General features: G+C 48.9%; 22 protein-coding genes and 13 tRNA genes. 24 read left to right on the forward strand and 11 right to left on the reverse strand.

Translation table 11 applies throughout. From position 1 onward, the window contains the following. The first annotated feature begins 87 nt into the window (after positions 1 to 87). The 6 genes from pabC to ptsG all read left to right on the forward strand — a co-directional run bounded on the left by pabC (position 88) and on the right by ptsG (position 6,356). Positions 88 to 897 (forward strand): aminodeoxychorismate lyase, encoded by an 810-nt coding sequence (pabC, locus tag BZG75_RS07900; protein ID WP_077576653.1) that lies wholly within the window; start codon positions 88 to 90, stop codon positions 895 to 897. Next, positions 891 to 1,907 (forward strand): endolytic transglycosylase MltG, encoded by a 1,017-nt coding sequence (gene mltG / locus BZG75_RS07905; RefSeq protein WP_274532550.1) that lies wholly within the window; start codon positions 891 to 893, stop codon positions 1,905 to 1,907. Before pabC ends, mltG begins: the two co-directional genes overlap by 7 nt. Further along, positions 1,904 to 2,542 (forward strand): dTMP kinase, encoded by a 639-nt coding sequence (gene tmk, locus BZG75_RS07910; RefSeq protein WP_077576655.1) that lies wholly within the window; start codon positions 1,904 to 1,906, stop codon positions 2,540 to 2,542. Before mltG ends, tmk begins: the two co-directional genes overlap by 4 nt. Next, on the forward strand, positions 2,539 to 3,531 hold the full coding sequence (gene holB / locus BZG75_RS07915; RefSeq protein ID WP_077576656.1) for a DNA polymerase III subunit delta': 993 nt from the start codon (positions 2,539 to 2,541) through the stop codon (positions 3,529 to 3,531). The genes tmk and holB overlap by 4 nt, the downstream gene beginning before the upstream one ends. A gap of 1 nt (position 3,532) precedes the next feature. Next, the gene (locus BZG75_RS07920; RefSeq protein ID WP_077576657.1) at positions 3,533 to 4,312 is read left to right on the forward strand and encodes a TatD family hydrolase; all 780 of its coding nucleotides are present in this window, start codon (positions 3,533 to 3,535) and stop codon (positions 4,310 to 4,312) included. A 613-nt stretch (positions 4,313 to 4,925) separates the two neighbouring features. Next, the gene (gene ptsG, locus BZG75_RS07925; RefSeq protein ID WP_077576658.1) at positions 4,926 to 6,356 is read left to right on the forward strand and encodes a PTS glucose transporter subunit IIBC; all 1,431 of its coding nucleotides are present in this window, start codon (positions 4,926 to 4,928) and stop codon (positions 6,354 to 6,356) included. A 72-nt stretch (positions 6,357 to 6,428) separates the two neighbouring features. Here the strand turns inward: ptsG and BZG75_RS07930 are convergent, their stop codons facing one another. The 3 genes from BZG75_RS07930 to BZG75_RS07940 form a co-directional block, all read right to left on the reverse strand. Continuing rightward, a complete protein-coding gene (locus BZG75_RS07930; RefSeq protein WP_021023143.1) occupies positions 6,429 to 7,334 on the reverse strand; it encodes a lysine exporter LysO family protein in 906 nt (301 codons plus the stop codon). A gap of 181 nt (positions 7,335 to 7,515) precedes the next feature. Next, positions 7,516 to 8,439, reverse strand: coding sequence for an HDOD domain-containing protein (locus BZG75_RS07935; RefSeq protein ID WP_077576659.1), 924 nt, complete (start codon positions 8,437 to 8,439; stop codon positions 7,516 to 7,518). A gap of 125 nt (positions 8,440 to 8,564) precedes the next feature. Continuing rightward, positions 8,565 to 9,170 (reverse strand): LON peptidase substrate-binding domain-containing protein, encoded by a 606-nt coding sequence (locus BZG75_RS07940; RefSeq protein ID WP_077576660.1) that lies wholly within the window; start codon positions 9,168 to 9,170, stop codon positions 8,565 to 8,567. Positions 9,171 to 9,458: 288 nt separating this feature from the next. Here BZG75_RS07940 and BZG75_RS07945 point away from each other — a divergent pair, with 288 nt between their 5' ends. From BZG75_RS07945 to BZG75_RS07965, 5 genes are all read left to right on the forward strand, one after another. Continuing rightward, positions 9,459 to 10,046, forward strand: coding sequence for a TfoX/Sxy family DNA transformation protein (locus BZG75_RS07945; RefSeq protein ID WP_077461225.1), 588 nt, complete (start codon positions 9,459 to 9,461; stop codon positions 10,044 to 10,046). 229 nt (positions 10,047 to 10,275) lie between these two features. After that, positions 10,276 to 10,349: transfer RNA gene (locus BZG75_RS07950), tRNA-Cys, on the forward strand. A gap of 26 nt (positions 10,350 to 10,375) precedes the next feature. Further along, positions 10,376 to 10,452, forward strand: a tRNA-Met gene (locus BZG75_RS07955). A gap of 35 nt (positions 10,453 to 10,487) precedes the next feature. After that, positions 10,488 to 10,563, forward strand: a tRNA-Gly gene (locus BZG75_RS07960). Positions 10,564 to 10,603: 40 nt separating this feature from the next. Beyond that, positions 10,604 to 10,690, forward strand: a tRNA-Leu gene (locus BZG75_RS07965). 49 nt (positions 10,691 to 10,739) lie between these two features. On the opposite strand, the gene BZG75_RS07970 is transcribed toward BZG75_RS07965, so the two are convergent. From BZG75_RS07970 to BZG75_RS07995, 6 genes are all read right to left on the reverse strand, one after another. Beyond that, complete coding sequence (locus BZG75_RS07970; RefSeq protein ID WP_158009972.1) at positions 10,740 to 10,961, reverse strand: FeoC-like transcriptional regulator; 222 nt, start codon at positions 10,959 to 10,961, stop codon at positions 10,740 to 10,742. Then, the gene (gene feoB, locus BZG75_RS07975; RefSeq protein WP_077576662.1) at positions 10,912 to 13,254 is read right to left on the reverse strand and encodes a ferrous iron transport protein B; all 2,343 of its coding nucleotides are present in this window, start codon (positions 13,252 to 13,254) and stop codon (positions 10,912 to 10,914) included. Before feoB ends, BZG75_RS07970 begins: the two co-directional genes overlap by 50 nt. Then, a complete protein-coding gene (locus tag BZG75_RS07980) occupies positions 13,254 to 13,481 on the reverse strand; it encodes a FeoA family protein (RefSeq protein WP_021023136.1) in 228 nt (75 codons plus the stop codon). Before BZG75_RS07980 ends, feoB begins: the two co-directional genes overlap by 1 nt. A gap of 175 nt (positions 13,482 to 13,656) precedes the next feature. After that, complete coding sequence (locus tag BZG75_RS07985) at positions 13,657 to 16,032, reverse strand: Lon protease family protein (protein WP_077576663.1); 2,376 nt, start codon at positions 16,030 to 16,032, stop codon at positions 13,657 to 13,659. A gap of 205 nt (positions 16,033 to 16,237) precedes the next feature. Then, entirely contained in the window at positions 16,238 to 17,245 is a 1,008-nt protein-coding gene (gene ltaE, locus BZG75_RS07990; RefSeq protein ID WP_443216190.1) for a low-specificity L-threonine aldolase, read from the reverse strand. 80 nt (positions 17,246 to 17,325) lie between these two features. Next, on the reverse strand, positions 17,326 to 18,369 hold the full coding sequence (locus BZG75_RS07995) for an ABC transporter substrate-binding protein (RefSeq protein WP_021023133.1): 1,044 nt from the start codon (positions 18,367 to 18,369) through the stop codon (positions 17,326 to 17,328). 295 nt (positions 18,370 to 18,664) lie between these two features. On the opposite strand from BZG75_RS07995, the gene BZG75_RS08005 reads away from it, so the two are divergent. The 10 genes from BZG75_RS08005 to BZG75_RS08050 all read left to right on the forward strand — a co-directional run bounded on the left by BZG75_RS08005 (position 18,665) and on the right by BZG75_RS08050 (position 21,102). Beyond that, positions 18,665 to 19,273, forward strand: coding sequence for a 2OG-Fe(II) oxygenase (locus BZG75_RS08005; RefSeq protein WP_021023132.1), 609 nt, complete (start codon positions 18,665 to 18,667; stop codon positions 19,271 to 19,273). Between the two features lie 116 nt (positions 19,274 to 19,389). Beyond that, positions 19,390 to 19,959, forward strand: a complete 570-nt coding sequence (locus tag BZG75_RS08010) for an alpha-ketoglutarate-dependent dioxygenase AlkB family protein (RefSeq protein WP_077576680.1) — start codon at positions 19,390 to 19,392, stop codon at positions 19,957 to 19,959. Positions 19,960 to 20,231: 272 nt separating this feature from the next. Further along, positions 20,232 to 20,305 (forward strand) — tRNA-Cys (locus tag BZG75_RS08015). Positions 20,306 to 20,334: 29 nt separating this feature from the next. Beyond that, positions 20,335 to 20,411, forward strand: a tRNA-Met gene (locus tag BZG75_RS08020). Positions 20,412 to 20,448: 37 nt separating this feature from the next. Further along, positions 20,449 to 20,524 (forward strand) — tRNA-Gly (locus tag BZG75_RS08025). Between the two features lie 52 nt (positions 20,525 to 20,576). Then, a tRNA-Gly gene (locus BZG75_RS08030) sits at positions 20,577 to 20,652 on the forward strand. Positions 20,653 to 20,688: 36 nt separating this feature from the next. After that, positions 20,689 to 20,765, forward strand: a tRNA-Met gene (locus BZG75_RS08035). A 37-nt stretch (positions 20,766 to 20,802) separates the two neighbouring features. Continuing rightward, a tRNA-Gly gene (locus BZG75_RS08040) sits at positions 20,803 to 20,878 on the forward strand. 36 nt (positions 20,879 to 20,914) lie between these two features. After that, a tRNA-Met gene (locus BZG75_RS08045) sits at positions 20,915 to 20,991 on the forward strand. Between the two features lie 35 nt (positions 20,992 to 21,026). Beyond that, positions 21,027 to 21,102 (forward strand) — tRNA-Gly (locus BZG75_RS08050). Positions 21,103 to 21,138: 36 nt separating this feature from the next. Here the strand turns inward: BZG75_RS08050 and BZG75_RS08055 are convergent. After that, complete coding sequence (locus BZG75_RS08055; protein ID WP_077461232.1) at positions 21,139 to 22,110, reverse strand: sensor domain-containing diguanylate cyclase; 972 nt, start codon at positions 22,108 to 22,110, stop codon at positions 21,139 to 21,141. A gap of 257 nt (positions 22,111 to 22,367) precedes the next feature. Here BZG75_RS08055 and BZG75_RS08060 point away from each other — a divergent pair, with 257 nt between their 5' ends. Continuing rightward, a complete protein-coding gene (locus tag BZG75_RS08060; RefSeq protein ID WP_077576664.1) occupies positions 22,368 to 23,345 on the forward strand; it encodes an arginine deiminase-related protein in 978 nt (325 codons plus the stop codon). 67 nt (positions 23,346 to 23,412) lie between these two features. Here the strand turns inward: BZG75_RS08060 and BZG75_RS08065 are convergent, their stop codons facing one another. Further along, positions 23,413 to 23,772, reverse strand: a complete 360-nt coding sequence (locus BZG75_RS08065) for a HopJ type III effector protein (protein WP_077461234.1) — start codon at positions 23,770 to 23,772, stop codon at positions 23,413 to 23,415. Between the two features lie 183 nt (positions 23,773 to 23,955). Here BZG75_RS08065 and BZG75_RS08070 point away from each other — a divergent pair. Then, a tRNA-Ser gene (locus BZG75_RS08070) sits at positions 23,956 to 24,046 on the forward strand. Positions 24,047 to 24,285: 239 nt separating this feature from the next. Next, positions 24,286 to 24,948, forward strand: coding sequence for an epoxyqueuosine reductase QueH (locus BZG75_RS08075; RefSeq protein ID WP_021023127.1), 663 nt, complete (start codon positions 24,286 to 24,288; stop codon positions 24,946 to 24,948).

The raw sequence follows: 24,948 nt of genomic DNA on the forward strand, positions 1-24,948 counted from the left end.
CGTGATGAGAGATTTTGATTGAGAGATTTTGATATAATAACGGTCCGATTTGTCGGGCCGTTTTTATTGGTGAGGTGGCAAGGAATCATGTACTGGGTTAATGGACAGCTTAGCACCGAGATTGCGGTGTCCGATCGGGGCTTACAATTTGGTGATGGCTGTTTTACCACAGGTCATGTGTATTCCAAGGTGTTGCTCGATCGCGATGCACATCTTCTTCGCCTCCAGGATACCTGTCAGCGTTTAGCCATTGCAGACGTTGACTGGCCCCTATTAGCGCACACCCTTGATTTGGCCTGTCAGCAGGCTCAAGGTGAGCAAGTTCTGAAAGTGATCATCACCCGTGGTCAAGGTGGACGTGGCTATAGCCCTCAAGGGTGCACGGCACCGACGGTTATCGTTAGTCTGCATCCTTTTCCCTCCTATTACCGCCAGTGGCAGCAACAGGGGATCTCGCTGGCAACCACGTCCATTCAATTGGGCGCTTCACCGCTGGCGGGGTTAAAGCACTTAAATCGGCTCGAGCAAGTGTTACTCAAACAGGGACTCGCCGACACCACAGCCGATGACCTGGTGGTAAGCGATATGTTTGGCCATGTAGTGGAAACCTCAGCTGCCAATATTTTTTGGCGTAGTGGCCCAGTGGTTTATACGCCGGCGCTACAGTATGCCGGTGTGGCTGGATTGATGCGCGATAAAGTGATGGCTGTGCTAGAGGGCGTCGGGGATGTTCAATGCCATATGGTGAGCACCGATGAGACGGCGCTTTACCAGGCCGATGAAGTCTTTATCTGCAACACCTTAATGAAAGTGGTGCCGGTCACGGCAATCAACGACACACCATTTAACACACATACCCTGACTCGGGTGTTACAACAGAGGTTAAACGCGTGCTAAAAAAGCGACTTTTAGGGGGGATCAGCGCGATAATGGCGTTGGTTGTGCTGGCCGCCGCAGTGGTAATATGGCAGACGAAAGCATTCGTTGCGACGCCCTTATCGATTCAATCTCCTCAATTATTCACTGTGCCGGCTGGTGCGCACTATCAACGCGTTATAAGGCAATTTGAAGCCAAAGGTTGGGTGGCATCAAGTCTCTGGGCCAAGTTTGCTCCTCATCTGTATCCTGAGTTAACCCGCGTTCAAGCGGGGACATTTCAACTTCAACCTGGGCAAACGCTCGCGCAAGCGTTCACCATCCTCCGATCAGGACAGCAGTATCAGGCATCAATCACTTTTGTCGAAGGGAGCACGTTCGCACAGTGGCGTGCGCAGTTGCAATCAGCACCGCACTTAGATCATACACTAGAGGGTGTCAGTGAAGCGGTCATTGCCGATAAGCTCGGGGTATCACGTGATCAGTTAGAAGGACTATTACTACCTGAAACCTATGCGTACGACGTGAATGATACGGATATTGACCTGTTACAGCGTGCCGTGCGCGCCATGGAGGCCACACTCGAGAAAGCATGGCAACACCGTGCCGACGACTTGCCTATTAAAACGCCCTATGAGTTATTGATCTTAGCCTCTATCATCGAAAAAGAGACAGCCGTTGCCAGTGAGCGTGAAAACGTGGCCTCTGTATTTGTTAACCGGTTGCGCAAAGGCATGCGCTTGCAAACGGACCCCACGGTCATTTATGGCATGGGAGAGCAATATGATGGCAATATCCGTAAGCGCGATTTGCGTACGCCGACACCCTATAATACCTATGTGATTAATGGGTTGCCGCCTACGCCCATTGCGATGCCAGGTAAAGCGTCGATCATGGCTGCCGCGCAACCGGCACATACTGATTATTACTACTTTGTCGCGACAGGCAAAGGGGGCCATCAATTTTCCACGACATTGGCCGAACACAATCGAGCTGTGCGTGATTACCTAAAAGTGTTGAGAAATCAATGAACAATCATTTTATCGTCGTAGAAGGCCTTGAAGGGGCGGGTAAGAGTACCGCCATTAGTCAAGTGAAGCAGGTACTCCACGATGCCGGCATTCATGATGTGATCACTACGCGTGAGCCAGGTGGGACGCCACTTGCGGAGCAGTTACGAACCTTGGTAAAACAAGGTCATCCTGAGGAGCCTTTAACAGATAAAGCCGAGTTATTAATGCTATACGCGGCTCGTGTTCAACTGGTTGAAAACGTGATCAAACCAGCGTTGGCAAAAGGGCAGTGGGTGATTGGCGATCGTCATGATATGTCTTCCCAAGCGTATCAAGGCGGTGGACGCGGGATGGATACTGCACTAATGGAAAGCTTAAAAGCGACTGTCCTCGGCGACTTTGCTCCCGCCTTGACGCTATATATGGATATTGACCCTGAAATGGGGTTGGCGCGTGCCCGTGGCCGCGGTGAGCTCGATCGGATTGAGCAAATGCAGATCGACTTTTTTGAGCGCACTCGCGCGCGTTATTTGGCGTTAGCGCACCAGGATCCGAGTGTGGTGATTATCGATGCCAGTCAACCACTCGAGGTGGTGACCGCCAGCATTAAAACGGCGTTATCGACGTGGCTTAAGCAACTGAAAATGTTATGAGTGAGTCAGTCGTCGCGCACCATCCCGCCCCGCACGTGTTTCCTTGGTTTAATACGGTATGGACGCACTGGCAGCAACTGTTAGTGACCGCACGCTTTCCACATGCCGTATTACTGGCTGCCCCTCCGGGAAGCGGCCGGCGCGCAATGGCCAGTCATTTGGCCAAGGTGCGTTTGTGCAAGCAGCAGGCCGATCAAGCATGTGGGTGTTGTCATAGTTGCCAGTTATTTGATGCCGGTAATCACCCTGATATGCACTGGTTGATGCCTGAAAAACCCGGTAAGCAGATAGGCATTGATGCGGTGCGTAAGGTGCAACGTCAAGCGATGGAAACGTCGCAGCTAGGCGGTGCCCGTTTTATCGTGATTGAGCGCGTTGAAAACCTCGGTGAGGCGGCGGCTAACGCGCTATTAAAATCATTAGAGGAGCCGCCAGAAGGATGTTACTTCGTGTTGCTAACCGCGTCACTTGATAGCTTGTTAGCGACGATTATCAGTCGGTGCAGCGTCTGGAAAGCGCCACAGCCGGATAACGAAACCGCGAAGCATTGGATTGAGCAAGCGTTGAAGCGCACGGTTCCTGATCATGCGGTCACGCTTTACCGCGGTGCGCCATTGGCAGCACGTGATTTTGTTGAATCTGGAGGACTCGATCATCATCATGCGGTGATCAATGGCTTTGCGACCTACGTAAAAAGCCGTTCTGGCTTATTTGACACGTCAGAGGTGTTGGTCGCACACTATCCCGCCTCACTGGACTGGCTGAGCCATTTTCTACTTGATGTGCTCAAATGGCGACAAGGCGCAAAACACGCTATTTTGCATCGCCATCATCACGCCTTGGTGGCTGAGGTGGCGAATGTGATGGCGACTCAGCACGTCCATACGCAATTGCGACAATTACATCAACTGCAGCGTCAGCTGCAAACGCATACTGGGCTAAATACCGAATTGGTACTTAGCCAATGGCTATTATCGATTGGAGAATAACGTGTTAATAGACTCTCACTGCCATCTCGACAAACTGGACTATGATTCGCTGCACCAGAATGTGGAAGATGTTCTGGATAAAGCACAGGCAAGGGGTGTCGATTATTTTCTCTCTGTTGGCGTTACATTGGATAGTTTCCCGGCGATGCTAGACATGATCCGCCCTTATCCTCATGTTTTTGCCTCGTGTGGTGTTCACCCCTTAGATATAGAAAATGGGTTTGACTATCAGCAACTGAAAGCCCTGGCCGCGGATGAGCGCGTGGTCGCGATCGGGGAAACTGGGTTGGATTATCACTACCAACCGGAACTGGCCGAGCAGCAACAAGCGATTTTCCGTCAGCATGTCCGCCTCGCCGTCGAGCTAAATAAGCCCCTGATTATTCATACCCGTGCCGCGCGAGAGGACACCTTGACGATTTTGCGCGAGGAAGGCGCTGAGCGTGTAGGCGGTGTGCTTCACTGCTTTACAGAGAGCTATGAAATGGCAGAAGCGGCAATTGAGCTAGGCTTCTACATTTCGATTTCTGGCATCGTCACTTTCAATAAAGCGGCGGAGCTAAAGGATGTGGTGCGGCGTTTGCCGCTTGAACGATTGCTGGTCGAAACGGATTCGCCTTATTTGGCTCCGGTGCCGCATCGTGGCAAGCAAAACCAACCGGCTTACGTGAAAGAGGTCGCTGAATACGTGGCGATGTTAAAAGGTGAGTCTGTTGAAACGGTGTGTGATATCACTAGCCGGAACTTTTTTGCGCTTTTTTCGAATGCGAATCCGCAATAATCCACGTCGCCCGATTGTTCAATCGGGCTTTTTTCCTACCTGAATGTCCCCATGAATGATAACGACAAAAAGCGCGGCTTTTTATCGCTATCAAGCGCGTCGTTTTGTTGATGATTTGGCTATACTGTCGTCAATAATTGGTTGTTTTTTCCTCAGGTTGTTGCTTTGCACTGAATGCGGCTCGAAATTTGATCTGGCGCAATTTTCTCATAACTACATGGAAAATAAAGAAAAAGTGGCCATTGTAACGTTTATCGTGTGCATGAGATTTTTCGTTACATGAAATAACTTTTGAGGTTTTTAAGTCGCTGTTTTTTTATGCGGTCTTTTTATCCGCCGCGAGTGTAAAAAGTCCTTTTTAGTCATAGTGTTACGTTTTATTTTGCTGTTTTTGTCACCCGTTCGGTTTGTGATCTATATTTACTTTTTAATCAGTAAAGTCGTTACGGATAGGCAAGGTACTGATTCCCCCCTTATAGTTTGGGTGAGTTCAATAATCACAAATCGTTTGTTCTCTGGGCACCTGTTATATCGTGTGACCTCTTGCGGGGGGAATCGAAAGGTCTGTCTTCAGAGACACAATTGTTAAACGTCCTTGTTAGGAGCAAGAACTATGTCAAAAAACCTCTTTGCTAATCTGCAAAAAGTCGGTAAGGCGCTGATGCTTCCAGTATCTGTGCTACCGGTTGCAGGTATACTATTAGGTGTTGGTGCGGCCAACTTTAGCTGGATGCCAGACATCATTTCTCACATGATGGAACAAGCGGGTGGCTCGGTGTTTGGTCAAATGGCCTTGCTGTTCGCGGTAGGTGTGGCACTTGGCTTCACCAATAACGACGGTGTATCGGGCCTATCTGCGATTGTCGGTTACGGCATTATGGTGGCTACGCTGGATGTGATGGCACCCGTTATGGGTGTAGATACGATCAAGACAGGTGTGCTTGGTGGTATTCTCGCTGGTGGTGTTGCAGCGTGGACGTTTAATCGCTTCTACACGATTCAGCTGCCAGACTACCTCGGCTTCTTTGCCGGCAAACGCTCTGTGCCTATTATCACCGGCTTTATTTCGATTGCTCTGGGTGTGATCCTGTCTGTGATCTGGCCGCCAATCGGTGGTGCGATCGCTACCTTCTCTCACTGGGCCGCAGAGCAAAACCCTGTTACCGCCTTTGGTATCTACGGTGTGGTAGAGCGTGCATTGATCCCATTTGGTCTGCACCACATCTGGAACGTGCCTTTCTTCTATGAAGCAGGTAGCTGTGTTAACAACGCCGGTGAGCAAGTCAACGGTATCATGACGTGTTTCTTGACCGCTAACGACGTAACGCGTGAAGCAGGTAACGGCTTTGGTCAGCTAGCCGGTGGTTACTTGTTCAAAATGTTCGGTCTACCCGCCGCTGCGTTTGCTATCGCTCACTCAGCGAAGCCAGAGAACCGTGCCAAAATCATGGGTATTATGGCATCGGCCGCTCTGACGTCGTTCCTGACCGGTATCACTGAACCCATTGAGTTCTCGTTCCTGTTCATCGCACCGGTACTTTACGGTATTCACGCCATCATGGCGGGTGCTGCTTATGTGCTGACGAACGCACTGGGTGTGGTTCACGGTCATACCTTCTCGAACGGTTTCATTGACTTTATCGTACAGATGCCACGTGCTGAAAACGTGACTACTCTGGTACTACTTGGTCTTGGTTATGGTGTGCTGTATTACATTGTCTTCCGCGTGGTGATTCGCGCCCTTGACCTGAAAACCCCGGGTCGTGAAGACGAAGCCGTGGCGGATGTATCGACAGCGACAGGCTCTGAACTAGCGGGTGACTTGGTTGCAGCTTTCGGTGGTAAAGACAACATTACTGGTTTAGACGCATGTATCACACGTCTGCGCGTCTCTGTGGCGGATACTGACATTGTTGACGAAGCGAAGTTGAAGCAGCTTGGCGCAGCGGGTGTTGTAAAAGTATCAGGTGGTGTACAAGCTATCTTTGGTACCAAGTCAGACAACCTACGAACTGAAATGGACAACTGGATGCGCGCGCAATAAGCGCTACCATTATCCATTTTGCAAAAGGGGTAGCCGGGTGCTACCCCTTTTTTGATCCAACTGGCTGGGTGATTAACCGCCTAAAGAAAGAAAAAAGAGCATAAGGACGGGAACCAAGAGGCTGAGAATAAACCCGCTGACAATGGCAATCGGCACACAGCGGATACCCCCGGTGCTTTGAATGATCGGCAGAGTAAAGTCCATCGCGGTTGCGCCGCCGTAGCCAATGGCGGTAAGTGGATAGCGACGAATCAATATTGGAATCATCATAATCGCTACAAGCTCGCGTCCTAACTCGAGAATAAACGAGGCGCCACCATAGACAGGGCCTAAGCCATCGCCCATTAAAATGCCGGCTAAAGAATACCAGCCAAACCCAGAGGCCATCGCTAAACCATGGTGATAGGGAATACCCAACCACCAAGCTGCCAGTAACCCCCCAGGTAAAGACGTTGCCACCACCAGTGCGGCAATCATCAAACCACGCTTATTGAGGATGATTTGTTTTAGCGTCATGCCGCTATTGCGTAGCTGGATGCCAATCAGTAATAGCAACAATAACAAAATACCTTCACTGGCGGCGTCGACCCAAGAGAGATCTTGTTGCCACAGTAGACCAACGATTAAACCTGTGGCGACCGCGCCGATCAGTTTTCCAGATTCAGACATCATGCCACGTAACGTCAGCTTATATTGGTGGCCTTGCGTTTGTGTCGGCATCCATTTATCGAGAATTGGCAGCGCTAAAAGGTTAGCGGCGCCAATACAAATGAAGAAAGTGGCGGCAAAATGCAAAATGGTGGAGATATGTTGGCCGAGGTTGTCTAAGCCCGCGAGACTAAGCCCCATTAACACCAGGATAACCATGACCAATCGCATCGTTAGCGTATTCACGGTATGAACATGGCGGGGCTGCTTGAGTGGGATCAAGTAGCCAACGATAAGTGGCGCGAAGATAAATAACATCCCTGAAAACATTAGATGATGCTCGGTGTTAAGAAAGGGACTTCGAGGTTATCAATCAGTTAATAGGCAGGTCAATAAAATCAGACCAGAGTGACTTGCGCCTTCAACATCAGAGCCACTCTAGTTACTTGCTAGCGGAGGGAGTATGCAGCGGGTTTAGTATGAGACGTTTGCATCAAACGTTTGCATCCTACTAGATGCTCGTGGCGTCGATAACACGGTTGAGTTGACGTGAAAACTCGCGATCATCCAGATTGGAGAGTTCGTATAACGCCTCGGCGCCTGGCGCAGTCATTTCTACTTCATGCTCTTCAATCGCGTCATCGTGGTTGCGAAACATCAATAAGTGGTTCGCCATTCTTGCCACATCAAGATAGGTGATATCAGGACGCGGTCTGGTGTAAAGCTTGTTATTGATAGCCACTTCAATAAAATCGCGATCGAATGCCCATTGCTTCAGGACTAACCGGCTACAATCGCCGGCGAGCGCAAAAAAGACTTGCTCGGCAATATCAAATTGAAGGTAGTGACCTTCATGAATAAAGCGCTGGAATTCACCAATCACACTGTATAAACCGATGTCGGCCAGTAAACCGACAATCAGTGCTTTTTCTGGTTCGACCGATAGCGGCTCATCACAATAATGTCTGATGGTTTGGGTCACTAATGCCATTGCCGCGGCAAATTCACGCGACTTCTGTGCACTTTGCTTCAAAAGCGCGTTGCAGTCGCGAGAAAACGTCGCATCGCTTTTCAATTGGTGAATGGCCGCTGCGGTAATAATACCTAAAACACGGTCGACCCCTAGACGTGAAACGGCGGTTTGAACATCTTTGCATTGTCCAGTTGCCCTCGGCGCAAAAAGGGCGGAATTTGCCGCTTTGAGTACCGCGCCGCACAAGCTAGGATCTTCCATCAACAAGTTAGCAATATCTCGCATCGTGGTTTCAGGCTGCTTGCTGGCGTGCTGTATGGACAGAATGGCGTCCGGTAAAGGGGGAAGAGAGAGGCGGTTAACGCGAACGGTTTCGACAGCGCGTTTATAAAATTCGGTCTCGAGGGAGCGCAAATATTTATCGCGATCCGGTGAGACCCAGAAAAATGACAGATGATCCATAAGTCCCGATAGTGTTTGTCACCAGACGGCATGGTAATGCGGCCAAAAGCAAAATAGAACCGCCTTTGATCGAATCAGTGCGCCTGATGGCGTCTTTGGTGATGGTTTAAACAGCAAACTCGCGCCTATTCAGGGTCGGTAAGCGGATAACGCAATAGTTTATCAATAAATTCGGCAACGAATAAGGCGTTAGGCTGTGAAAGTAACAATTGTTTTTGCTTAACTTCAATGGGAAGCAGCTCTAACCAGCGTAAACAGACCCAACCTATGTCGTCATATTGGGTCAGATGAAAATGGTCATGCAACCCAGGATTGGAACGGTAGTATTGTTTTAGCTTGTCACTCAGATAGTGATAGGGCTCAGGAACGGTTTGACGTCGCCATATCGGCAATGGAGTATGCCGTGCCAAGTCAATATCCCTTTCTCCTCGTTCGATAGCCTCCACCTTGACACTTTCAATGCCCTGTAATGTCAGTGCGATCTGCTGGGGATCATGGCGATTAAAATCAGCCACTTGGCAAAGTGTCACAATCGGGGAAATCGTGGAAGGACGCGGAGTCGACGGAGCCTGGGGGCTGATTTCGTCCATATCTATCATGGCCACAAGTAATCGCGGTGGCTCGCCTGCTTGTGGGAGTGCGTCTAAGTAGAAAGCCTCAGACACACTATACGTGTTTACGCCACCTGGTAATAAATGATTGGTTTCAATCAGCAAAGGGTGTATCGACATACCGGCTCCCTACTCATGACTGGCTTACTTCTAATTTAGCGCACTGTAGTGCAATGGATAAAGCTTTCTTAATTGAAGACTTTTTTAAGCTGATGAAAATACCTGTCATAAATGCGACATATTCCACAATATGAAAGTGGTCTTTATGGGGATGAGTGATCAAATGCATAGTATTTCATATCAATTTGATGCACTCTTCTTTGCGCAAATAAACATGCAAAATAATTAATTTATCAGTCAAAAATGCTATTGCCATTATTAATCACTTGCTAATAGGAGGAGCCCTTGATGAAAAAGCAATTAAAAACCCAAGTGACATGTTTTTTAAACACTTTCGGCGAGATGGAGCAGCGCTCAATGTTTGGTGGTACTGGGTTTTTCCATCAGGATGCGATGTTTGCGCTACTCACCGATAAGCGATTTTATCTGCGTGGTGGCGGCATAGTAACTGATGCGTTGGTTGATAAAGGGTGTAAAAAGTTTGTTCACGTGAAGAAAAGCTCGTCTGCGGTTGTGAATTATTATGACGTGACTGCACTCTTTATTGAGGACGATGTTGAACTGGCGGTTTTGGTTAAGGCGTCGCGCGATCATGCGCTGAATGATAGAGCATATAAAGCTGGGGGACATCACCGTCGTTTGCGCGATCTCCCTAACCTGCGTTTGACGATAGAGCGGATGTTGAAAAAGTCGGGGGTAGAAGATATTTCCACATTTTACAGCATGGCGCCGGAAGAGATTTTTCGTCGTTTGCAAGTGACGCATGGTAACGATCTTGATTTATGTTTGCTTTGGAAATTGGCAGGGGCGCAACAAGGCCGGCATTGGAAACTGATTGAAGAAGATGAACGTGAGCGCCTGTTATCTGCTGTTTGATCTCCTTTTTAAGGCGCGCGTGCCGATCTGCGGATCGGCGACTTTTTTATTGCGGTACTTTTCATCGTGTTTATCTTCATGTTTCGGACGAATTGTGATCAATAAAAGGGTATTAATGCGATGTTTGGATAAATAATCGACGGTTAAACCTAAAAACGATAATTTGTACGTGACAGCCAGAAAAACTTATGTAGAATTCAAACCACTTAGCCGAGAGGTGAAGCGCGAAGGCGCGTTGGCAGAGTGGCTATGCAGCGGATTGCAAATCCGTGGACCTCGGTTCGACTCCGGGACGCGCCTCCATAGAACTCTGGCTAGTACAAAACGGACGCGGGATGGAGCAGTTTGGTAGCTCGTCGGGCTCATAACCCGAAGGTCGGTGGTTCAAATCCGCCTCCCGCAACCAATTTTCTAAGCGCTTTTAAGCGCTTGATTGAATAAGCGACATTAGCTCAGCTGGTAGAGCGCGACCTTGCCAAGGTCGAGGTCACGAGTTCGAACCTCGTATGTCGCTCCAAATTAAAAACAGTGGCGTAAGCGGCTGAAAAGAATTGCGTGCCCTGGTGGTGGAATTGGTAGACACAAGGGATTTAAAATCCCTCGACGTTCGCGTTGTGCCGGTTCAAGTCCGGCCCGGGGCACCATTACAAAGTAAAACGGCGACCTTAATGGTCGCCGTTTTTGTATGTCTCGCTATACCATACTCAAGCATTGTATTTCGTTATGATGCGCTAAACGGTATTGAACCTCTTGCTGATCGTGACAAGTACATTGGCGGATGATCGTGCCCCGCCTGATCCAAGTCTCCATCATGGCCTCAACACCGTCGGGACTGAGGCCATACTCTTTTGCAAGCGCTTCTCGACTAATGACACCCGCCTGAGTGACACTGGCTTTGAGCTTTTGCAGGATCATAATAGATCTCCTTAAACCAATGAGGATGGCGACCAACATAACGCATTACGCCGATCACGGTAATCAGTAGGGCAGAAAGGCTGACAATATAAACTGTCGCCTGAGTGGTCGCCACGCCGATTTGACTGACTTGAAAGCACAGTGTGGCACCACTGACAGCTAAGAGCATTGACCATCCCGCGATAAATAGCGCAAATCGACGGCCAAACTCACGGGTATAGGCTCCTATCGCGGCAACACAGGGCGTATACAGTAGGATCACAATCAGATAAGCCATAACACTGGCCGTCGTCGTGAATTGGCGGTGTAAATTGTCAAACGTTGCCATACTCACTGCTTGCTCTTGCGCAGCGGCTTCGGTGTTTTCTATCTCTCCCACGCTCATCGCGAATGGATCGCTGTAATCAATGCCAAATAAGTTTTCGGGAATGCTTTGAACGGCGTCAACAAGCGCATCACTGATCGAGCCTTCGTCTTGTTCTGCATTGGTTGGGGCATAGAGGTTATTTAAGGTACCAACCACTGCTTCTTTGGCGAATAGTCCGGTCACTAAGCCGACAGTAGCTGGCCAATTATCTTCTTCGATACCAATGGGTGAGAGAGCAGGGGTGACAACTTGAGCTGCTTTCGATAACACGGATGTCTCGCTATCTTCATGGCCAAAGCTGCCATCGGTACCGAGAGAGTTAAAGAAAGTTAAGAGGGTTACCACAATGACGATGGTTTTACCTGCCCCCAATACGAAACGGCGCAGCTTTTGCCAGGTATGACTCAACACGTGGCGCATACGGGGGAGCTCGTAGTCCGGCAGTGTCATTAACAGACTTTCACTCTGGCCCGGATAAAGGGTGTGGCGCAAAATCAAACCAGTGAGCACGGCCGCTGCAATCCCGAGTAAGTAGAGCGCAAATACCAGGTTTTGTCCGTTTTGCGGGAAGAACGCTGCGGCAAACAAGGCGTAAACGGGGAGCCGTGCACCACAGGACATAAAGGTGGCCATTGCTGCGGCGGTTTTGCGCTCATGAATTTGCTCAAGAGTGCGCGTTGCCATGACGGCAGGCACTGTACAGCCAAAGCCGAGGATCAGGGGGACAAAGGCTTTACCCGGTAAGCCAATTTTTTGCATCAAACCATCGAGCAAAAAGGCGGCGCGCGCCATGTAACCGGTGCTTTCTAGAACGGTGAGAAAAAGATACAGCCCAGCAATCACTGGGATAAAGGTCGCCACGGTTTGAATACCACCACCCACACCATCTGCAACGAGTGTCACTATCGCTTCGGGCAATATGCCATCTAATAGTTGATGGGTGCCATCCACTAAAACAGCGCCAGCGGCGATATCAAAAAAGTCGATAAAGGCGCCGCCAATATTGATGGCAAATACGAACATGGCATAGAGTACGGCAAGCAAAATAGGCAGCGACAAAAAAGGATTGAGGATCACCTTGTCGAGTTTTTCGGTTTTATTGCGGCTTAAATGGCGGTGCTCGCGTCGTGTGTCATGTACCAGATCGCGAATATAGCTGTAGCGTGTATCGGCGATAAGAATGTCGGTATCTTGTCCGGCCAGCGATTGGCAAGCCTGGGAAAATGACGCTTGTAGGGACGTATCATTGCCATCGGGCAAACGATCTCGCTCTAGGCACTCAAGCAAATGGGCGCGTTGATTCACTTGTGCCGCTGCCGAGCCTGCAAACGGGGCGCCAAGATGAGATTGGATCCATGCCTCGATATGCTCACCATAGTTTAACTGCATGGCGTCGCAATGCGGAAGTTCCATCATCATGTGGGCGAGCTGATGGCGGAAAGTCGCCACACTGTCGGCTTGGCATGCGGTAACGGTAAGCACGGGACAACCAAGCCATTCTTGTAGCTTCCCGATATCGAGCTGTTGTCCGTTGCGATCTAACCGATCCATCTTATTGATCAGCACTATCATCGGGACACCGCGCTCGCGTAATTGCAAGGTAAGGTACAGTCCTCTTTCAAGACTATTGGCGTCTAGCACGTTAATGATCGCATCACAGTCGTGGCTATCAATTGAATACGTCGCGATTTGTTCGTCTAGGCTGGCATCAAAGCCTGCATTTAGCGCGTATAAACCGGGTAAATCGGTAATTTCACACTCTGTATTGTCGTTCGCTGTTTGATTGAACGTGAGCTGGCCGACTTTCTTATCAACCGTGACACCAGCCCAGTTACCGACTTTTTGGCGAGAGCCGGTTAACGCATTAAATAATGTGGTTTTGCCGCAGTTTGGGTTACCGGCAAGAAGAATGCGTTTTTTTTTCATCACAGTGTCTCCACATCAATCAATTTGGCAACGTCACGACGAACGACGAGTTGTTCGTTATCGAGCCGGATTTGTAATGGGTCTCCAAGCGGTGCTCGCCGAACCAGCTCCACCGCGGTGCCCGGGATTAACCCCATAACAGCAAGGCGGTGACGGATAACAGCGGGCACATGATGGACACTGGTAATACGCGCGGACTGACCGCGACCAAGCGTTGACAGTTTCATAATGCGAGATCCAAATAAGAATGGTTTTCATTGCATATTACGCGCAAAGGTCGCCATTTTTTTTGCGTCGGATCAAGCTATGGTGAAAGTCAATAACGTGATTGCTGCCACAATGAGAAGTGACGATCCTGATGTGAGCTAAGAAGAAAAAAGCGGCCAGTGTTGGCCGCTATCTTTAACTTGCGGAAGTACGATGTGCATCGCGTTGATTGTTCAGTTTATCCATCGCGATGGTCAATAGTCCGTTGGGGGCTTTACCCTCGGGGCCGAAGCCCGCTTTCTCTCCTGATAAAAGCGAGAGTGCTTCACTGACGTGCGAAACGGCATAAATATGAAATTCGCCTTTTTCAACCGCCAGTACCACATCTTTACGCAACATCAGATTCTGAATATTGGCGGCAGGAATAATTACCCCTTGCTGGTGGTTTGGCCCTTTGAGTGTGCAGACGTCAAAGAAGCCTTCGATTTTTTCATTCACACCGCCAATCGGTTGTGCTTCGCCAAATTGGTTCATGGATCCTGTGATGGCGATATCTTGGCGCAGTGGCACCTCAGTCATTGCCGAGAAAATCGCACAAAATTCCGCCATGGAGGCGCTATCACCGTCGACGCCGCCATACGATTGTTCAAAGGTCAGATGCGTTTTAAGCGGGATCTTATCGGTTTTACCCAAAAGCGTGGCAAGATACGCGGATAAAATCATTACCCCTTTTGAGTGAATACGCCCGCCTAGTTTTACGCTACGCTCTATATCGAGTACTTCACCTTCGCCAAACGCGGTGGTCGCGGTAATGCGATTGGGTAAACCAAAGCTGTAGTCAGAGGTGCTGAGCACTGACAGGCCGTTAATCTGGCCGAGAGCCGTTCCCTGGGTGTTGATCAAAGTTACCCCGTTTTCTACATTCTGCATCATGCTGTCTCGTAAGCGGCTTACCCGCATGTTTCGACTGGCAAGGGCTTTTTCAACATGCAGCGCGCCAACGGTATTCGCTTTTGCTTGCGTGGCCCAGTAATTGGACTCGCGCAATAAGTTAGCGATGTCAGCTGAATGAAGCGACAAACGGTTTTGATCCTCCGCTTGTCGTGCACTGTGCTCGATAATACGAGCGATAGCACTGCGGCTACAGTGTAACAGGTTGCCATCATGGATAATGCTGGAAATAAATTTGGCGTATTGGTGCTCAGTACTCTCTGTTCGCGGCATGTCATCTTCAAAATCTGCTGTGACTCGGAACAGCTCACTGAATTCTGCATCGTAGCGTTGTAAAAGCTGATACGTTTGATAATCGCCAAATAAAACAATTTTGAGATCAAGTGGAATGGGGGCTGGATCGAGTGACACGGTTCCGCTGAGGGTTACCTCTCGCTCTAGCGCACTGACGCTGAGCTGACGACTGCTCAAGGCACGTTTAATGCCTTCCCATACGTAAGGTTTTTCGAGCACTTTGATGGCATCCATCATCAACACACCGCCATTGGCGCGATGGAAACTGCCGGCGCGAATGAGAGAAAAGTCAGTGAAGACCGTGCCTTTAAAGGTGGCGTTTTCAACATAGCCAAATAAATTGTGATAGCTGGGGCTGTCTTCGACCACGATGGGGGCTTGCGCGTCGTGTTGGCTAACTAATACATTGACTTGATAACGGCGAGGGAGCTTTTTATCTAACGCCGCGTAGGCGAGTGCCGCTTGCTCTTCGCTGTCTTCTAAAAAAATATCAAGGTGTTCCAGCATGTCGGCCTGCATTGCCTCGAGAAAAGTGATGATCTCGGGCAGCTCTGCGAACGTCTTTTTCAGTGGCGCGATATGGGTGGCAATCACTTCTTGGCCAATGTCTTCATCAAGCGCTTTTTGTTTGTCTGCGTATTCTGACTCCCATTCACCCAATTGGCGAACAACGCCGCGTAATTCAGTCTCAAGCTTATCAATCACTTTACCGAAGGCCATCTGTTCATCTTGTGATAAAGCATCAAAGGTGTCTTCAGTATGTGGCTCCTCACCGTTAAGGGCAACGAACTGATAATCCCCTTGTGGCGTGATAGAAAGACTAACACTGTTTTTTTCTGCGGTTTCACTTAAGCCTTGCAGAATCGTTTGTTGCCGCTCAGTGAGTTGATTTTTTAAGGTTTCCGCACGTTGGTAGTACATTTCATTATCAAACGCCATTGGCAGGGCATTGGCGAGCTTACCCATGAGCTGTTCAATATGCTTTTTTAATTCACTACCTTTTCCCGCGGGGAGTTTTAGGACTTGTGGTGAACGTGCTTCTTGGAAATTCGCAACATAGCACCAATCATAAACGGGTGAATCAGTCTGCCAGTGCTGGTTAAGGTAGCGCATCATCATGGTGCGTTTACCGAGTCCGTTCTGACCGATGGCGTAAATGTTGTAACCTTTTTCTTTAATTGACATCGCGAATTCAACGGCGTGGCGAGCGCGATCTTGACCGACAATTTCGTCAAGTGGCGCAAGATGCTTGGTTGACGTAATGTCGCTGTGTTTCAAGCTAGATTCACGATACAAGCGATCGCTGGTGAGCTGAGTGAGAGCCATGGCTGTCCCCGTATTGGCGTTTAATCGTTACTGATTTTAGTGTAGCGACTGTAAGTGATTGTTTTAGTGACTTTGGTGGAGAAAGCGATGATAGGGTCACAGTTTTACATTGGCTGGTTATTTTATAAACAAAAAACGGACTTATGCGCCCGCTTTTTATCGATTTTATCGCGAAGGAAGAAAGTCTGCGCTTCGATGATAGCGACTAAAGAGAGTCGGCTATTGCACGAATAAGGGTATTGATATCCTCACGGCTGATGTCTTTATGGGTCACCAAACGAGCGGGATGACCACTTAACGTGACGCGAATATCCTTCTCAATCAGCCGCATTTGAAGCCGTGTACGCTCGATCGTATCGGCGATATCGACGTAGACGATATTGGTTTGGACCTGATAAGCGTCAGTTGAAAAGCCGTCAAGTTGATGCAATTTACTCGCTAAGTACTGCGCATTGGCATGATCTTGAGCCAGGCGGTCAACATTTTCATTGAGTGCTTTCTGACCGGCAACCGCTAAGATCCCCGCTTGGCGCATCCCCCCACCGAGCATTTTCCGTATGCGTCTTGCTTTATTGATAAAGGCTTGAGAACCAAGAAGAAGAGAGCCAACGGGGGCGCCAAGTCCTTTGGATAAACAAATGGTCATTGAATCAAAGTGACAACTGATGGCGGTGATATCGACGCCTAACGCGACTGCCGCATTGTAAACGCGCGCGCCATCGAGATGTAACTGCAGCTTGTGGTGATCACAAAAAATGCGCGCCTCGGCCAGGTAGGATAAAGGTAAAACTTTACCGCCGATGGTATTTTCTAAGCTTAAGAGTTTCGTTCGCGCAAAATGGAAATCGTTTGGCTTGATTGCAGCCGCGAGCTTATCAAAGGGAAGGCTGCCGTCTGGGGCATTGTCTATCGGTTGGGGCTGAATCGAGCCTAATACGGCGGCGCCTCCGGCTTCATACTTATAATTATGGGCCTGTTGACCACATAAATATTCATCACCACGCTCACAATGGGCCATTAAGGCCATTAGGTTGGCTTGGGTTCCTGAGGCAGTAAAGAGGGCAGCGTCAAAGCCATGGCGTGAAGCGGCCCACTCTTCTAGTGTATTGACGCTAGGATCATCGCGATACACGTCGTCGCCGACGGGGGCATTCGCCATCGCCGTTCGCATCGCCTCGTCAGGCTGAGTCACTGTGTCAGAACGAAAATCAATCATCAGGCAACATCCTTATCATCAAAGGCCCTCTATCAGCGAGGGCCTACGGTTGGCGTAAGCTCGAAAAGCGTCACTGTTTAGCTTTTCAGCATTTGCCAGTATTTTTGGTAGATCGTCACCGCTTCACCAACATCATCAGTAAATTCACCGTTATTGACGGCTTCATCAGACGGGAAAATCGTTTTGTTTTCTCGTAGATCGGCATCTAAATACTCCGCGGCGCCAGTGTTGGGGGCAGGGTAGCCAAACTCTTCGACTAATTTTGCTTGGTTTTCAGGCTGATACATAAAGTCGATAAACTGGTGCGCCAAGGTTTTGTGCTCAGCGTTTTTCGGGATAATAAAGTTATCCATCCATAATATCGCGCCCTCTTGCGGGTAGACAAACTCAATCCCATCGATCTCTTGTTGAGCCATATGAGCATTGCCATTCCATTGCTGACCAATATTGACTTCGCCTGTAATAAACGGAACGTGTGGCGCATCGGAGTTATAAACCACCACGTTATCACGCAGATCGCGCAGGGACTGATAGGCTTGCTTAATTTCCGCTTCATCGGTGCTGTTAATGCTATGGCCCTGGGCTTTTAACGCCATCCCAAACACGTCGCGCACATCATTCAGCAGCATGACTTGGCCACGAAAATCGTCGCGCCATAAATCTGCCCATTTTGTCACTTTGCTACCGTCGATGTAATCGCTGTGGTAGCTAATACCCGTGACACCAAAAACATAAGGAAGCGAGTAGTCATTCTTTGGATCAAATGATTGGCCGAGCAAGCCTGGGCGTAACTGGTCAAAATGACCAATCTGGCTTTTATCAATTTTAGCGAGCATATCCTCGTTGATCATGCGCTCAATAAAATAGGTTGAGGCAAACGCCAGATCATAGCCTTCACTGTTTAGCAGCTTAAGCTTGGCATACATGGATTCGTTACTCTCGAATGTCGAGTAGTTCACATCAACCTGGTATTTTTCTTCAAACGCTTCAATGACATCCATGGGCATATACTCTGCCCAATTATAAAGATTGAGCACCTTATCTTCGGCATGGACGCCGCTTGCGAATACAGTCGTGAGTGCAAGTGCTGTTGCGGTGATTCCGTGAGTGATTTTCTTCATTATCATGGTCCTTCAATGGCTAATTGGCCGAGTACACGTCGAGCGCATAATATTGCACCCAGACTCTGTATAAAAGCCTTTTCTTGATCAATCTCGGCCTTTTTAAAGGTTCCGCTAAACAGTAGCATAATGCCGTGCTCGCCCCCTAAACTCGCGCCGAAGACAAGGTGAGTGATATGGGTGATGACACCGACGGTTCTATAAATAGTCCTTATCGTCACGATAAAGAAAATAGGTTGCCCCCCAGTCAAAAGGCAGTAAGGTAACCGTTCTAATTGGCGGCGGAGATAAGTATTTGAACGAACTGACCATCATCGATGATATTGCGACTCATGGCCTTAGTGTTTGTGACGATTTTTTATCGGCGCAAGCGGTTAGCGATTTGCAGGCATGCTTACCCGCTCAGTGGAATCAAGCGGCAATCGGCCGAGAGCGTAAACAGCATACCAACACCCAAATTCGTCGCGACAAAATCTATTGGTTAGAACGTGATACGGCGCCCGCTATCGATACGCTTTTGGATAAAATGGCGAATTTGCAGTACGCCTTCAATCGGCATTTATTCTTGGGATTGTTTGAGTACGAGGCGCATTTTGCTAAGTACAATCCCGGTGATTTTTATGCCAAACATTATGATGCGTTTGAGGGACGATCAAATCGTAAAGTCACGACGGTACTCTATCTAAACCACGATTGGTCTGAGCAAGACGGTGGTGAAATCGTGATTTACAACCCTGATGGGTCGCATCGCCAAACGCTGTGGCCCAAAGCGGGACGGCTGGTCACTTTTTTATCCGAAGCGTTTCCCCATGAAGTGCTCCCGGCCAAAAGGCAACGGTTTAGTATTGCGGGTTGGTATCGGTTAAATGGCATGAGCGGCCGACGTGTTGATCCAATTCGTTAACCACAGCCATACTGAATGCCATATGAGAACCGAGGTGACAATTGTGTATGGCACGCCCCCCACAGCAACAATGTTTTTTTACCGACACGACGTTTGATCCGCAGCAAGGTGGAGCTATGCCCCAAGCTGACGTCTATTGGTCCCCAAACTGGCTAGCGAGCAATCAAGCGGATGCGTTTTTTACATCGCTTCGCGCACAAACGGCTTGGCAGCAACTTCCTATTTCGATGTTTGGGCGGACCGTGATGCAGCCGCGCTTGTTAGCTTGGTATGGTGATCATGCTTATACCTACAGTGGACTCACATTATCTCCCCGTCCTTGGACATCAGAGTTACTGGATTTGAAAGCGCGTGTTGAAGCCGCCACCCACGCCCGTTTCAATACCGTCTTGCTCAATCTCTATCGAGATGGTAGCGATTACATGGGCTGGCATAGAGACGATGAATTGGAATTGGGGAGGCAGCCGACCATTGCCTCGGTGAGTCTGGGCGCGAGTCGTCGGTTTTTATTCCGTCACCCCAAGCGACAGCTAAAGCGTGAGTTTTTACTCGATCATGGCTCACTGTTAGTGATGGCAGGCGAGACGCAAACCCACTGGCAACATAGTGTGCCCAAAACGCAAAAGCCGCTGGGTGAGCGAATCAACCTGACGTTTCGTTGGTTAAACAGTGAAGAGGCTAAGTAAAGCAAGCTGATCGCCTGCGGTGAACAAGTCACTATCGCATTACGCCTCGTCTATGCGATCGCGTGAAATTTTTAGGAAAGACGCGTGAGATTTTTAGCAACGAATAGGGGAATGGCAGTAATAAATGCTGAAAATAACAGCGGATTGGTCGAAGTTTGACGCTTTTGTTTGTAAAACAGCCATCTGAAACTTTTATTAAATAATAAGTGTTGACTCGATCACGTTTATCCGTAGAATGCCTCCCCGTACCGCAGAGACGGAAACAAAACAAAGGCGCGTTGGCAGAGTGGCTATGCAGCGGATTGCAAATCCGTGTACCTCGGTTCGACTCCGGGACGCGCCTCCAAGTTCCTCTAGGTGCACAGTAAAATCGGACGCGGGATGGAGCAGTTTGGTAGCTCGTCGGGCTCATAACCCGAAGGTCGTTGGTTCAAATCCAGCTCCCGCAACCAATTTTTACAAAGCGTGATGCAACGCTTAATTGCATAGGCGACATTAGCTCAGCTGGTAGAGCGCGACCTTGCCAAGGTCGAGGTCACGAGTTCGAACCTCGTATGTCGCTCCAAGTTTTGCCCNACCAATTTTTACAAAGCGTGATGCAACGCTTAATTGCATAGGCGACATTAGCTCAGCTGGTAGAGCGCGACCTTGCCAAGGTCGAGGTCACGAGTTCGAACCTCGTATGTCGCTCCAAGTTTTGCCCACATCAAGCATAATTGATGTTACGGACGCGGGATGGAGCAGTCTGGTAGCTCGTCGGGCTCATAACCCGAAGGTCGTCGGTTCAAATCCGGCTCCCGCAACCAATTTTTACAAAGCGTGATGCAACGCTTAATTGCATAGGCGACATTAGCTCAGCTGGTAGAGCGCGACCTTGCCAAGGTCGAGGTCACGAGTTCGAACCTCGTATGTCGCTCCAAGTTTTGCCCACATCAAGCATGATTGATGTTACGGACGCGGGATGGAGCAGTCTGGTAGCTCGTCGGGCTCATAACCCGAAGGTCGGTGGTTCGAATCCGCCTCCCGCAACCAATTTTCTAAGCGTTTTTAAGCGCTTGATTGAATAAGCGACATTAGCTCAGCTGGTAGAGCGCGACCTTGCCAAGGTCGAGGTCACGAGTTCGAACCTCGTATGTCGCTCCAATCTCCTCATCGTTTATCTCACCTATTTTGTTAGCGTTATCCAATATCACGTGTTTCCGAAGGCACAGGGTATGTCCGAGTGTCGTTCGTTGCGTCTAATAACATGGTTTCTAATGTCACTGTTTCATCGATCTGGGTGAAGTGGGCGAGGCCGACCGAATAGACAAACGGATAACGTTCTGACGATAAACGCCGGCAGAGCCTTAGGTAAAATCGATCTAATTGGGCTTCGACGGCGTCAACGTCTTGTTGAATCAATAATACGGCGAATTCACAGCCTTCTAAACGTCCTATCCAGCCTGTATCATCAAAGACATCCCTTAAACAGGCGGCAAATGCTCTCAGGACGCCATCACCCGCATGCTTGCCATAGTGCCGATTTATGCCTTGTAGCTGACGGACGTCAAAGTGCAACAAAGTATGTTGATCTTCGATCACCATCTCATCGGTCAAATAGCTGGTTACTTCTCGGTAAAAGCCACGGCGATTAAATACGCTTGTCAAAGGGTCGATCACATTTTGTTGAGTCATGACCAGCTCATGTTCCACGATTCGCGCGAGATCTGACAGCGCGCGCTCACAGGCGTCAGTGAGCTGACGAGGCTTGTGATCGATGACACAGAGGGTACCAAGCAAGTGCTCGCTATCAAGACTAAAAGGGAATCCAGCATAAAAACGGATGTTAGGAGGACCGGTTACCAATGGGTTATCATCAAATCGACGATCATTAAGCGTGTCCTCAATGATAAATGGTTCGAGTTGATGAATAGCATGCCCACAAATGGACTCACTGCGCCCAGTCTGATTAACGGCTAACCCACGTTTGGCTTTAAACCATTGGCGATCTTCATCAACCAGGCTAATCGCAACCACCGGGCAATCAGATACGTAGGCTGCGACACGCACAATTCGCTCAAATCGATCTTCACGGCCCGTATCTAATATCCCTAGATCGTACAAGGCGTGAAGACGCTTATCTTCGTGGCGAGTTGGCTGCGCTGGTTTCATGCTTTGTTCTCCCTGTTTATTTTAATAGTGTAGTTAACTAAACTTCCGCCCTGCAATGTGCGGATTCACCTGGATTTGTAAAAAAAATGATTTGTATAAACCGGGGTGTAAAAACCGATTTGTAAAAAACTTGTTTCAATGATATTTTCCCGCGGTTATTCATTCCACCGGGTGAGGCTGTTGCGCGTTTAAAACTGATCGCGTACCCCATAGCCCATCTATACTCTTTCAGTCATGTTGTTTTAGAAGGTTTGCTTATGGCGTTTTTAGCGAGCTATGATACCCAATATCCGCTATCCCATCCCCACGCAGCGTCGGCCGTGTTGATGGTGCCCCCGCTTCATTTTAAGTTTAATGCACAAACCAGTGAGGATAATGGTTTTCAACACGCTCCCTCATTGCCCGACGAGGAAGTAAAAACGCGCGCCATGGCAGAGTTTAATAACATGGTGATGATTTTGCGTCGCCACGGTATTGATGTGGTGGTGATGGAATACCCTGACTCGGATCCGGCGACACCGGATGCCGTCTTCCCGAATAACTGGTTTAGCACCTTGCCCAGTGGTGAGCTTTATCTTTACCCTATGGCATGCCCAAACCGTCAGTTGGAGGTAAAGCCAGAGCGTTTAATGGCAGCATTGGATCGTGCCGGCTATGACGTTAATCATGTGCATAAGGTCAAATGTCATGATAAAGAAGAGGCGTTTCTCGAAAGCACAGGCGCAATGGTTGTCGATCACCTTAACCAGCGTGTTTATGCGGCGCTTTCACACCGTTGTGACAGTATTTTATTGACCGAATGGGCAGCAAAGGTGGGCATGCGACAAGTCGTGAGCTTCAACACCGAGATGAGCGATGGCAATCCGGTTTATCATACCAATGTGATGATGGCTGTGGGCGAAGCGTTTGCCGTGGTTTGTGATGAGGTAATAGAGGCCGGGCAGCGGGATTTGGTCTGCAATACACTGAGCGAAGACAAAACGCTCGTCTCGATCAGTGAATCACAAATGAATCAGCTTTGTGGCAATATCTTGCAATTGCGAAATCGACATGGCGAATCGGTGATTGTGATGTCGTTGTCTGCTTACAGTGCTTTTACAGAAGCGCAAAAGCGTACATTACGCCAGTTTGGGAAACTGGTTCCTATCGATGTCACAACAATAGAGACAATTGGCGGCGGTAGCGTACGTTGTATGATGGGGGAGATATTTCTGCCGCGTCAGCATACTAGCTAGCGTTCGATCAAGTCTGGCGTCATAGGCAAACGGCGACCGCGGGTCGCCGTTTTTGATCGGACGTCCTTTAAGAATGCGTTCGCGTTTTTGCTTTCAAGGGCATTTTGTCAAACGACACACCTTTCCATCCGGTTACCATAAAATTACGAATATTTTTATGATCAGTCCCAGAGGGATGGCTCAACACGTCCTCGCGGTAGTACCCTCCGAAACACGCGAGCGTTTGCGCTTCCGTTAACTCATGCAGCTGGCAAAACGCGAGCACTTTGCAAGAGCCTGTATTTTGTCCAGCTTTATTGGCGAGGTTACCGTTAGTAAATCGCGTGGGCGCGTAGTCGTAATGTGCATCTATCACCGCCATCGTCTCATCAAACATTACCATATCGGGTGTTTGCGTTACCTTGGCGAGAAAGCTGTCTAAGGTCATGTCGGTTCCTGAGTTAGTAACATGCGAGCTCTCAATGGAGAGTATATGCACGTTGTACCAACTTGTTCACCGAATGTGAAGCCGCGTCATGTCAGTAATGGATGAATATCCATCACTTAAACAAAAAATAGTGTTGCAGTACTTTACATTGCACTAGGGCATCATTAGTATACAAAACTGTTCGGAGGGATGGCTGAGCGGTTGAAAGCACCGGTCTTGAAAACCGGCAAGGGTTAATAGCCCTTCCAGGGTTCAAATCCCTGTCCCTCCGCCAAATCTAAAAAAGCCGCTGAAAAATCAGCGGCTTTTTTGTATCTATTTTAACCCTCTCTTTCCGAAGTCTGTTCACACTCGCCCGAGTAAGTGATGTAAAGTTCATCATAAATAAGCGCAAAACACCGCTCGAAAATCACAACGTCTGCAAATTTGGGCGATGGCGTGCTAGAATCCGTTACATACGCAAATATATGAATATTGGCGTTTTATTTTTTGCATTGTGAACACGGAATTGCCATGCCTGAATTTACACGTACGCCGTTGCCTTTGCCGCCTGACTTTGATCGCGACAACGACCAGTTACTCCTTCACTCTTGTTGTGCTCCTTGTTCGGGAGAGGTGATGGAAGCTATACAAGCAAGCGGGATCCGCTACAGTATCTTTTTTTATAATCCCAACATACATCCTGTTAAAGAATACGAAATTCGCAAGCAGGAGAATATTCGCTTTGCAGAAGATCATGACGTGCCGTTTATCGATATGGATTACGACACCGATAACTGGTACGCCAGAGCAAAGGGGATGGAGTTTGAACCCGAGCGCGGCATCCGATGTACCATGTGCTTTGATATGCGGTTCGAGCGTACAGCGTTATATGCCGCCGAACATGGTTTCCGGTTTATCAGTAGTTCACTGGGTATCTCGCGCTGGAAGAACATGCAGCAAATTAATGATTGTGGCCATCGCGCAGCCGCCCCATATCCAGACGTAAGCTACTGGGATTACAACTGGCGCAAGCAAGGTGGTAGTCAGCGAATGATAGAAATCAGCAAGCGCGAGCGTTTTTACCAGCAGGAATACTGCGGGTGTATTTATTCGCTGCGGGATACGAATAAACACCGCCTAGCGCAAGGACGCGAGCGAATTAAGCTCGGCGTGCAATACTACGGCGACGATTAA

Source organism: Salinivibrio sp. AR640, from assembly GCF_001995405.1.
Taxonomy (GTDB): Bacteria; Pseudomonadota; Gammaproteobacteria; order Enterobacterales; family Vibrionaceae; genus Salinivibrio; species Salinivibrio costicola.